This window comes from Saccharopolyspora sp. NPDC045941 (assembly GCF_056431445.1).
Genome location: NZ_JBWKKU010000138.1, coordinates 1 through 7,043 on the forward strand (window position 1 = coordinate 1; position 7,043 = coordinate 7,043).

Genomic DNA, 7,043 nt, shown 5'->3' on the forward strand with positions numbered 1-7,043 from the left:
CTGGCTCAGTTCCAGCAAGGCCAGTTTCGGTCCACGACCATCGCCCATACCACACCCTAACAACCTGACAATGAATCAACGACTCACGACACTAGTTGGTGGTGGCCAGCAGCGTAGCGAAGTGCTCGGCTGCAATGTTCCAGTCGAGCGTTGCGAGTGGTGCGGACAGCCTGGAACTCAACAGTGAGGGTTGGCGTCGTGAGCAGGCGCGTAGCGCGTTCGCCAAGGTTGTTCCGGCGATTCGGAAGCCAAACCTGCCGCATGCCAACGGGATGATGAGCCGTGTGTTGCGCGAGATCGCCGATCAGGGCCTGGTTGAACGGATTTTGACACTGGCGATGGGAGGAACGTGGGAGGATTTGTGCTGTCCCGGACTGTGCTGTACTGCGCTCAACGTCAGCGATCCGCAGCGATTTGTGCTGCAATTTCTGAATTTTCGCTGGTCGGTGTCTCTTGTGGACATGTCTGGGGGTCAAGGGGTCGCAGCAGGTTCAAATCCTGTCCACGTGGAACTACCGCCGAAGCCGACTGTGCGCAATCGCCGTGCTGTTGGCGCACCCATCAATGTCGGAACATGGGTGTGGTTATCCACGCAACCGTTGAGCGAATCAGGCACGCACAGTGGTCTTGACGTCACTGCGGCATGGATCGATGTGGCGCACCCCAGATGGCTGCAGGGAGCGGCGTGGCTGTCGGGTAACTATGTGTGGCGCGCCGACGAGAACGGCCCACTGCGCTTGGTCGTGGTACCGCGATGTCTTCCAGCAGCGCCTCGAGTTGCTTCGTGTCCGCCGCCTGCCCTGGAGTGGTGCGGGTGGCCAGCGACCGGCCCCGCCCCGAGCATGCTGCTGCACTGGCACCGCAACCTGCTGCGCCGCCGCTGGGCCCACTGCTCGCGGCGGCAGCCCAAGCCCTGGGCTGGTCCCGGGGCGGCCTGACGTCCAAGATCCACACTATCGCGGACGGCCGGGTGACGATCAACCGGATCTTCGGCAGCTGGCCGGACGGGAGTAGCCGTGCCAGCAGCGCCAGCCATGCCCGGTCGGCCCAGGTGAGTTTTCGCGCCAGCGGCGGATCGCGCAGCTGGGCGACAGCGAGTTCGTGTCGCAGGATCAGCATCTCGATGTTCTTCGCCGTCGAGTCCTGCACGGCAAGGCGCGCCCACGCGAAGATCCGGGTCATCAGAGGTAGATCAGTTTCAACGCCATGATCAGCATCGCGCCAGTTTGCTGGGGTGTTCGGCACGCTCAACCCTCGGAGCGTGCAGCTGACCGGCGGCCGGGGTGGGTGAGGTTGACGGGCGGGAGATGTCAGTTCGGCAGGTGGTCCTCAGCGCCGCCCAAGGTAATGGTTTCATCTATGCTGTGGAGAGGCGGGTTCAAGTCCCCAGGCGCTCATCGCGTTGGCGATGCTCGCCGTCGGTGGTCACCGCCCCGCCCTGCCGGGCCGTCATGGCTCACCGGATACGACAGGAGAGCCGACAATTTGGAAACGCCCAGCCCAGATCACCGTTTGGGCGACCGTCGACAAGGTGCTGGCTCGGCTCCTGCCGGCGACAACCCGGATGCGACCAACAAGCCACGTCCCTCCCGGCGGCGTTCACGCAATCGACGCGGTGAGGGTGTACTCCTGCGTGGCGAGCTGCTGGAAGCGGCGCATCGGGTTCTGGAGCGTGACGGGCATCGGGCGCTTTCTCTTCGCGCTGTAGCAAGGGAGGCCTCGGTAACTACCCCGGCGATCTACCCACATTTCGAAGATCGCCAAGCTCTAGTCAGCCAGTTGGTAGTTGACATCTGGAAAGAGCTCGGTGCGACGATGAGCGTCGCGGAGGAACGAGCGGAGGCCGAAGGTCCGTTGGCCCAGCTCGAGGCCCAACTGGCCGCATATGTGGAGTTCGCGTACTCCAGCCCGACGCGCTACGAGCTTTTGTTCTTGACGTCGGCTGACGTTGAACGCATTCGCGGAATGGGACTTGAATCCACCACCGAACCGGTCTACGAGGCGCTTGAGCGAGCGGTGCTTCGATGCAAGGAGCACGGCTACCAGTTTCCGGTCTCATTCGTGGACGCCGGGGGGGCGGAGGCGAACACGGTGCTCTTCTTCGTTGTCGCGCACGGGCGAGTAGCGCTCGCGACGGCCGCGCTGCACGACACGTTCAGCCTGCCACAGGCCATTCACGCATTCGTGCGTAACGTCGTTCGTTCTCTGGTCCATCCACCGGCCGATTGAAGTTTCAACCGCCGCAGTATGACGGCCGTACTTCTTGATCTTTGGCGTGGCCGCGGGCCACAGCCTAAACCCCTGCTCGGTGCCGGGCGCACCTCGACGAGCTCATGTCGCGGATCGTGGGCCGGTTTCGCGGGGCGCGCCGCGTCGACGCGGCGCGACTTGCTGCTCGGGTTGCTGTCGGACCTGTCGTCAGTTGGATCGAGAACTTTCAGGTCTCGGTGTATCTGTCCTAGGCCACCGACCGAGGGCGCGCGCTGATCGACCGGGGCCCGGTGTCTGTCGAGAGCATGGGGCGAAGATGCCGAAGCGTTAGTTTTCGGCTGTTTACTTACACGTGTTTACGTAGTTATGGTGGTTGCGCTTGGTGGGGAGACTCGGGCGACGGGAGAACGCGTGAGGTGGAAGGTCGCGACCCTTAGCGCGCCAGCGATCACCGCATTGTTGGCGACCGGAGCAGTCGCGTCGGCGGCTGAGCAGGACGACCCGTGTCCGGTGCTCGCGTCGGCGCATGGAGTGCAAGTGGTGGTGGTCAGTGGCAGCGACAATTTGTTGTTGCAGGTGCCGACGGGTGCGGCGATGACGACTCGCGCAGAGCTGTGTGGATTACGGTCTCGCGGATTCGGCGGGGTTCGCTGGCTATCCGTACCCGGGGGAGACGGTGCTCTCGGTGCGTGGGGCGAGCGGGCGGCCGGTGCGTCCAGCCAATCAAGCGGGTTTCCGGCGCTGGTGGGGGCCCGCGATGGCAACGAGATGCTTGCCGCGCGGAAGGCCTAACTCCCGGAAAGACTGATCCGAGCTTTCTGGTCGCGAGAAGCCCTGGCATTTCCAGAACAGGGGACAGTCATGCAGGGCAGAACAATAGAGAAAATCCGCGTGGCCATCCACGCACAGGATTACTTTACGCGCATGGGACTGGCGAACTGCTTGGGTGGAGACCCCCAGCTCGTCGAGGCCAGCGGCGACAACGCCGATGTTGTCGTGGTCGCCATCGAAACCGCCGAAGCGTCCACCATGAGGGAGCTGCAGATGTTCAGGCCCGACACTGCCACCCCCCTGCTCCTCATCGTGGGCGATCGATGGCACGCCGACATCTCCGCAGCGGCGGAGTGGGGTGTCCGCGCAGTCCTGTGGCGCCGGCATTTCTCCGCTACGACTTTCATGCAGGCCATTCGTGCGGTCGGCAGCGGTGGCGGATACTTCCCCACCTCACTGCAGGGCGCGCTCATCGAGCAAATCGTGCGCACCTACCGCGAAGTACTCGCACCGCAAGGCTTGAACCCTTCCGGGTTCACCAACCGCGAGATCGATGTCCTCCGCCTCGTCGCCGAAGGATTCGATCTCCAACAAATAGCTGACAAACTGCATTACTCAGAACGCACGGTCAAGAACATCCTCTACCAGTTCATGAAGCGGTTCGACCTCCACAACCGCGCTCACGCCGTCTCCTACGCAATCCGCTCCGGTCTCATCTAATCCCAGCCGAATATTTCCGTTCAGTGGGTTGTCCACGCCGGCGGCGAAGGAGTTCGCCGCCGGCGTGGGGTAAGCAGGGCGGGGGTCGCAAGTCCAACGGCGCCGCAGCACTGTGCTGGGTGGGGGACCAAGATCTTCGAGAAGGTCGTCCGCGCCGCTGGCAAGGACGTCAGCCGGTCCAGTCTGGTGGCGCAGCTGCGCAAGACGGGGCGCCTTGGAAAGTCGGGGTGCCACACGAAGGGAGAGATGACATGACCGCAACTGTGCCTGCTCGTCCGTATCACGACGTGGATATCTCGAGCGCCGCGTTCTGGCGGCTTCCGTTCGAGCAACGCGACTCGTCGTTCGCTCAGCTGCGACGCGAGGCGCCGGTGAGCTGGCACCCACCGATGGAGGTCCCCGGCTTACCGCCAGAGGTTCACGGTGAGCCTGGTTTCTGGGCGCTCGTGCGCGCCCGTGAGATCGCGTTCGCGAGCGAAAACCACGAGCTGTTCAGCTCCGACTCGCATCGCTACTGGGGCGTTTCGTTTCCGCCCAGGGATCCGAAGCCGGCGCCGACGTTCCTGGAGATGGATCCCCCGGAGCACACGCGATACCGGCGCATCCTGAGCGGCGCGTTCACGCCTCGGGCAGTCCGTCGACTCTCCGAGAAGATCGAGCAGCGTGCTGAGGAGATCGTCGAGCGCGTGATCGGCGCCGGTGAGATCGACTTCGTCCGCGAAGTCGCGTCGAAGCTCCCCATGCTCACCGTTGCTGACATGATCGGTGTGCCCGGCAGTCTCGCGGAGGAGTTCGCCGAAGCGGGGGACAAGGCGATGGGTGCGAACGATCCAGCCATCGCGGGAGACGCAGATCCGCAGCAGTTCTTCCAGGACCAACTCGTCATTCTGCGCGAGATCGGACTTGAGCTCATCCGCGAGCGTCGGGCCAACCCTCGGGATGACCTCGCAACAGCGCTCGCTCTCGCCGATTTCGATGGCAGGCACCTCACTGATGACGAGATCGAGTCAGTCATGCTTCTGCTGAGTGTCGCGGGCAATGACACGACAAAGCAGACAACCTCGCACACCGTCGTTCAGCTGTGGCGGAACCCCGACCAGAAGGCGTGGCTGACCGAGGACTTTGAGGGGCGCATCGACAGGTCGATCGAAGAGTTCGTCCGTCATGCATCGCCTGTCATTGAGTTCGCGCGGACCGCGACACAGGATGTGGAGATCGCCGGCCAGGTGATTCCCGCCGGCGACAAGGTCGTGCTCTTCTACGCCTCGGCGAACCGCGATGACGCTGAGTTCGAGGACCCGGACCGGTTCGATCTCACCCGTCCACCTCACCCGCACACCGGGTTCGGGGGCCGTGGCGTGCACTACTGCCTCGGTAGTCACCTTGGCCGAGCGCAGCTCAAGGCCCTGTTCCGGCAGCTGCTCACCAAGCTTCCGAACATGGAGGTCGGCGAGCCCGAGCCGCTGGTGAGCGAGTTCATCCATGGCATCCGACGGCTCCCCGTCCGGATCCCCTGAACATCCGTACGGAGAGCCGCCGTGACCAAGAGGACCCATGTCGATCGGGGCCGCTGCACGGGCATCGGCATGTGCGAAGCCGTTGCCCCAACCACTTCGAGGTCGATGACGAGGCCGAGGTCACCCTTCTCATGGAGGAGGTCACCGAGAAAGACCGGGCGCTCATCGAGGAAGCTGTACGGGTCTGCCCCGCCCCGGCCCTGAGGTTGGAGGAGGCGTGAGCGCGCCGATGCCGCTACGGCTGGTCATCGTCGGGTGCTCGCTCGCCCGGCTGCGCCGACGATCAGAAAGCCCACAACAAGTCTCTCAACGGCAAACGAGCCGTCGAGAGCGTCGTGGATGTCCGCGCAATGCCCGTGAGTCTGTTGAGAGTGCCGTAGTCACCAACAGACTCACGGGGCTTCAGCTCAGCTGCGGAGGTCGAACACCAGCCGGGCCTTGACCTGGCCTTTCTCGACCTCCTCGAAGCAGGTGTTGACCTCGTCGAGGCGGCGGGCCTCCCGGATTACCTTGGTGCGGCCCTGCTGGTGGAGGCGGAACACCTCGTCCAGGTCACCGCGGGTGCCCACGATCGAGCCGACGATGGTGATGCCGTTGAGCACCGTTTCGAAGATCGGCAGCTGTACGTGGTTGTCCGCTGGCAGCGCGACGAAAACCAGCTTGCCGCCCCGGCGCAGCGAGCTGTACGCCTGCTCGAATGCCGTCGGCGCCACTGCGACCGAGATCGCGGCGTCGGCGCCGCCGAGGTCCTTGATCGCCCGCACCGGGTCCTCGGTGAGCGCGTTGACGGTGTGGTCTGCCCCGAGTTCCCGAGCGAGTTCGAGCTTCTCGTCGACCACGTCCACCGCCACTACCCGCGCGCCGAAGATCTTGGCGTACTGCACGGCCAGGTGCCCGAGTCCGCCGATGCCGAACACGGCGACCGTGGACGCGGGACGGGCTCCGGAGAGCTTCACCGCTTTGTAGGTCGTGACCCCGGCGCAGGTCAGCGGCGCGGCGTCCAGCGGGTCGACCCCGTCCGGGACCTTGGCGACGTACTTCGCCGACGCCTTGGCGTACTCGGCGTACCCGCCGTCGATGAAGTAGCCGGTGTTGAGCTGTTTCTCGCATAGGGTTTCCCAGCCGCTGGTGCAGTAGTCGCAGACACCGCAGGCGATCCCCAGCCAGGGAATCGCCACCCGGTCGCCTTCGGCCACTTCAGTGACCTCCGGACCGACGCACTCGACGATGCCGACGCCCTCGTGCCCGGGGATGAGCGGGAGCTTGGGCTTGACCGGCCAGTCCCCGTGCGCCGCGTGGATGTCGGTGTGGCACAGGCCGGAGGTTTCGATTTTCACGACGATCTCTCCCGGCCCCGGCTCAGGCTTGGGAACCTCGTCGATGGTCAGCTCGTTCGCGAAGTTGTGGACGACTGCGGCTTTCATTGACAACTCCTAGGCGGTGCTTGTTGATTCTTGCCGGGAATCGGCTTGGGAACTGGTGGTCGTTCTCGCTACGACGAGGTTCGGCGCTGCGTAACCAGGAGTCCTTTGTAACCGCCGTCAACGTCGGGGGGAGCTCTCCGAACGGTCAGTTCTGGGTGCGACCACAGTTGCTGGAGGGAACGTTTGGAGGCAGCAGCAATTCACTGTTGCACCAACAAAACCCGAAGCACCGCGGCACATGGGTACCACCCGGCAGACCGTGGACAGCGATGGAGCATCGGCCTGCCGGGCGGCGGTCTGGGGCATCAGTCGTCGCTGGAGTTGTTCAGGCCCTTGGAGATCAGCGACATGACGGACGAGTCGGCGAGCGTGGTGACGTCGCCGACCTCGCGGTTCTCCG

The 7,043-nt window shown here is 64.3% G+C and carries 5 protein-coding genes and 1 pseudogene; 4 read left to right on the plus strand and 2 right to left on the minus strand.

Going from position 1 to position 7,043, the window contains the following annotated elements:
* Window positions 1-633: 633 nt before the first annotated feature.
* Entirely contained in the window at window positions 634-1,251 is a 618-nt protein-coding gene (locus AC07FN_RS45490; RefSeq protein ID WP_478401314.1) for a hypothetical protein, read from the minus strand.
* A gap of 261 nt (window positions 1,252-1,512) precedes the next feature.
* Here AC07FN_RS45490 and AC07FN_RS45495 point away from each other — a divergent pair.
* The 4 genes and pseudogenes from AC07FN_RS45495 to AC07FN_RS45510 form a co-directional block, all read left to right on the plus strand.
* A pseudogene (locus tag AC07FN_RS45495) lies at window positions 1,513-1,767 on the plus strand (helix-turn-helix domain-containing protein); the annotation flags it as partial.
* Between the two features lie 48 nt (window positions 1,768-1,815).
* On the plus strand, window positions 1,816-2,229 hold the full coding sequence (locus AC07FN_RS45500; protein WP_478401317.1) for a WHG domain-containing protein: 414 nt from the start codon (window positions 1,816-1,818) through the stop codon (window positions 2,227-2,229).
* Between the two features lie 843 nt (window positions 2,230-3,072).
* On the plus strand, window positions 3,073-3,702 hold the full coding sequence (locus AC07FN_RS45505) for a response regulator transcription factor (RefSeq protein ID WP_478401315.1): 630 nt from the start codon (window positions 3,073-3,075) through the stop codon (window positions 3,700-3,702).
* 251 nt (window positions 3,703-3,953) lie between these two features.
* Window positions 3,954-5,219, plus strand: coding sequence for a cytochrome P450 (locus tag AC07FN_RS45510; protein ID WP_478401316.1), 1,266 nt, complete (start codon window positions 3,954-3,956; stop codon window positions 5,217-5,219).
* Between the two features lie 407 nt (window positions 5,220-5,626).
* Here the strand turns inward: AC07FN_RS45510 and adhP are convergent, their stop codons facing one another.
* Window positions 5,627-6,643 carry an alcohol dehydrogenase AdhP gene (gene adhP / locus AC07FN_RS45515; RefSeq protein ID WP_358395201.1) on the minus strand — a complete coding sequence of 339 codons (1,017 nt, stop codon included), beginning with the start codon at window positions 6,641-6,643 and terminating at the stop codon, window positions 5,627-5,629.
* Window positions 6,644-7,043: the final 400 nt, after the last annotated feature.